This is a genomic window from Longimicrobium sp., assembly GCA_036389795.1.
Classification (GTDB): domain Bacteria; phylum Gemmatimonadota; class Gemmatimonadetes; order Longimicrobiales; family Longimicrobiaceae; genus Longimicrobium.
This window is the reverse complement of sequence record DASVWD010000036.1, coordinates 1-2,987: the sequence shown is the minus strand read 5'-3', so window position 1 is coordinate 2,987 and position 2,987 is coordinate 1. Positions and strand designations below refer to the sequence as shown.

Below are 2,987 nucleotides of genomic sequence, written 5' to 3'. Positions count from 1 at the left end.
CCTCGGGTCGCTACCGCTCCCCTCGGGATGACATCCGTCGACGGAGAGGATTCAGCACTTCGCACTTCGCACCTCGCACTATCAACCCCTCCCCCGAACCCTGGACTCCCGTGACGGAAATCCAGCTCCAGACCATCGACTACGTCATCCTCGCCCTGTACTTCGTGTTCGTGGTGGGGATCGGCGTGGCGCTCAGGCGCTACATGAAGTCGTCCACCGACTTCTTCCTGTCGGGGCGCTCCATCCCCGCGTGGGTGGCGGGGCTCGCCTTCCTGTCGGCCAACCTGGGCGCGCAGGAGGTGATCGGGATGGCGGCGTCGGGGGCCAAGTACGGGATCGCCACCAGCCACTTCTACTGGGTGGGCGCCATCCCGGCCATGGTGTTCGTGGGCGTGTTCATGATGCCGTTCTACTACGGCTCGCGCGCCCGCTCCGTCCCCGAGTACCTCAAGCTGCGCTTCGACGAGAAGACGCGCGGCTTCAACGCCATCACCTTCGCCACCATGACGGTGTTCTCGTCGGGGATCTCCATGTACGCCATGGGGCTGCTGCTGGGCGTGCTGCTGGGGTGGGACTTCAGCTTCAGCGTGCTGGTCTCGGCGGTGATCGTCCTCCTCTACATCTTCCTGGGCGGGCTCACCTCGGCCATCTACAACGAGGTGCTGCAGTTCTTCCTGATCGTGGCCGGCTTCATCCCCCTGGTGTTCCTGGGGCTGCAGGACGTGGGCGGCTGGGCGGGCCTCACCGAGCGGCTGGCCGTGACCGCGCAGCAGGCGGGGTTCGCGCCGGGGGCCTACACCGACAGCTGGCGGCACCTGGGGAGCCCGGCCGCCAACCCGATGGGGGTGGAGTGGTTCAGCATGGTGATGGGGCTGGGCTTCGTCCTCTCCTTCGGCTACTGGACCACCGACTTCCTGGTGGTGCAGCGGGCGATGGCGGCGGACAGCATGTCGGCCGCGCGGCGCACGCCGCTCATCGCCGCCTTCCCCAAGATGATGTTCCCCGCGCTGGTGATCCTCCCCGGGATGATCGCCATCGCGCTCACCACGCAGGCGGGGACCAGCGGCTTCGCGCTCCCCGCCAAGCCCGACGGCTCGCTCAACTACGACCTCTCCATCCCGCTGATGCTGGGGCACTACTTCCCGCCGGGGATGCTCGGCCTGGGGCTCACGGCGCTGATGGCCTCGTTCATGTCGGGGATGGCGGGCAACGTCACCGCCTTCAACACCGTGTGGACGTACGACATCTACCAGGCCTACATCCGCAAGGGGCAGAGCGACCAGCACTACCTGTGGATGGGGCGCATGGCCACGGTGGGCGGCATCGCGCTGTCGGTGGCCACGGCGTACGCGACGACGCAGTTCAACAACATCATGGACATGCTGCAGCTCGTGTTCGCCTTCGTGAACGCGCCGCTGTTCGCCACCTTCCTGCTGGGGATGTTCTGGAAGCGCACCACCGGGCACGGCGCCTTCACGGGGCTGGTGGCGGGGACGCTGGCCGCGGCCGTGCACCACGGGCTCACGCTCCCCGCCGGGGCTTCGCCGGGGATCAAGGGCGGCTGGCTGGGGCTGGTGAACACCTATCCCAGCGAGATGGCGCAGAACTTCTGGACCGCCATCTGGGCCTGGTCCACCTGCTTCGTGGTGACGATCGTCGTCAGTCTGCTGACCAAGCCGCGCCCCGACGAGGAGCTGCGCGGGCTGGTGTACTCGCTCACCGAGCGGCCGAAGGACGCGGGCGAGCCGTGGTACCGGCGCCCGGCCGCGCTCGCCGTGGTGGTGCTGGCGATGACGCTGGCGCTCAACCTCATCTTCTTCTAAGGGGGCGCCGTGAACCTCGACATCCGGCTGCCGATCGGCGGGCTCTTCGCCCTGCTGGGCCTGCTGCTCACCCTCTACGGGCTGTTCTCCGACCGCGACGTCTACCAGCGCTCGCTGGGGCACAACATCAACCTCTCCTGGGGGCTGGCGGTGCTGGCGTTCGGCGCGCTCTTCCTCTTCCTGGGCCGCCGGGGCACCAGCTCGGTGCGCCCGGCCGCGGAGGAGGCCGAGGGGCGCGCGACGGAGGCGCGGGAGCACGCGCTCGGCCTGGAGCGCGAGGACCCGCGGCCGCGTGGCCACTGAGCGCCATGGACTTCGACCTCGCCGCCGGCATCGCGGTCCTCGAGCGCACGCCGCGCACCCTGCGCGCGATGCTCGCCGGGCTCCCGCCCGCGTGGACGGACGCCACCGAGGGGCCGGACACGTGGAGCCCCTATGACATCGTGGGCCACCTGGTCCACGGCGAGCGCGCCGACTGGATCGAGCGCGCGCGGATCATCCTGGCGCAGGGGCCGCAGCGCCGCTTCGCGCCCTTCGACCGCTTCGCCCAGTTCCGGGAGAGCCAGGGGAAGTCGCTCGCGGAGCTGCTCGACGAGCTCGCGCGCCTGCGGGCAGAGAACCTCGCCACGCTCGCCGGCTGGCGCCTCACCGAGGCCCAGCTCGCGCTGGAGGGGGAGCATCCCGAGTTCGGGCCGGTCACGCTCCGCCAGCTGCTGGCCACCTGGGTGGCGCACGACCTGGGGCACCTGGCGCAGACGGCCCGCGTGATGGCGAAGCAGTACCGCGACGCGGTCGGCCCCTGGCGCGCGTACCTCCCGGTCATGGACCGCTGAACACACGGAAACCCGAAGAGATGTCATCCTGAGGAGCCGCCGCGCAGAACCATCGCAATGACCGGATGCTGGGCGGCGACGAAGGATCTGCGGGTCGGGTCCGAGCGTGAGCCCGGCTGACGCGCGAATCCCACCCGCAGATCCTTCGGGCGCACAAGCTTTTGCGCAGAAGCAATCTGGGTGTGTGCGCCCTGAATAGAAACTACGGAGCCGGGGTCGCGCTCTTCAGGCGGCCTTCCGCAGTTCCACCTTGTAGCCGAGCCTCTCCAGACGCCGCTGCAGGCGTCGCGCTACGCGCTCTCCACCCTGGGAGTCGAAGTAGTCCGGGCCG

At 69.4% G+C, this 2,987-nt stretch carries 3 protein-coding genes; all 3 read left to right on the top strand.

The window, feature by feature from the left end; translation table 11 throughout:
* The first annotated feature begins 110 nt into the window (after positions 1-110).
* The 3 genes from VF746_04435 to VF746_04425 are packed head-to-tail and all read left to right on the top strand — an operon-like array spanning position 111 to position 2,656.
* Complete coding sequence (locus VF746_04435) at positions 111-1,823, top strand: sodium:solute symporter family protein (GenBank protein HEX8691643.1); 1,713 nt, start codon at positions 111-113, stop codon at positions 1,821-1,823.
* Positions 1,824-1,832: 9 nt separating this feature from the next.
* Positions 1,833-2,126 carry a hypothetical protein gene (locus VF746_04430; protein HEX8691642.1) on the top strand — a complete coding sequence of 98 codons (294 nt, stop codon included), beginning with the start codon at positions 1,833-1,835 and terminating at the stop codon, positions 2,124-2,126.
* Between the two features lie 5 nt (positions 2,127-2,131).
* Positions 2,132-2,656, top strand: a complete 525-nt coding sequence (locus VF746_04425; GenBank protein HEX8691641.1) for a DinB family protein — start codon at positions 2,132-2,134, stop codon at positions 2,654-2,656.
* Positions 2,657-2,987 lie beyond the last annotated feature (331 nt).

Excerpts from the sequence above, each read along its gene's own strand:
- VF746_04425 (HEX8691641.1), top strand. The coding sequence starts at position 2,132 with ATGGACTTCGACCTCGCCGCCGGCATCGCGGTCCTCGAGCGCACGCCG.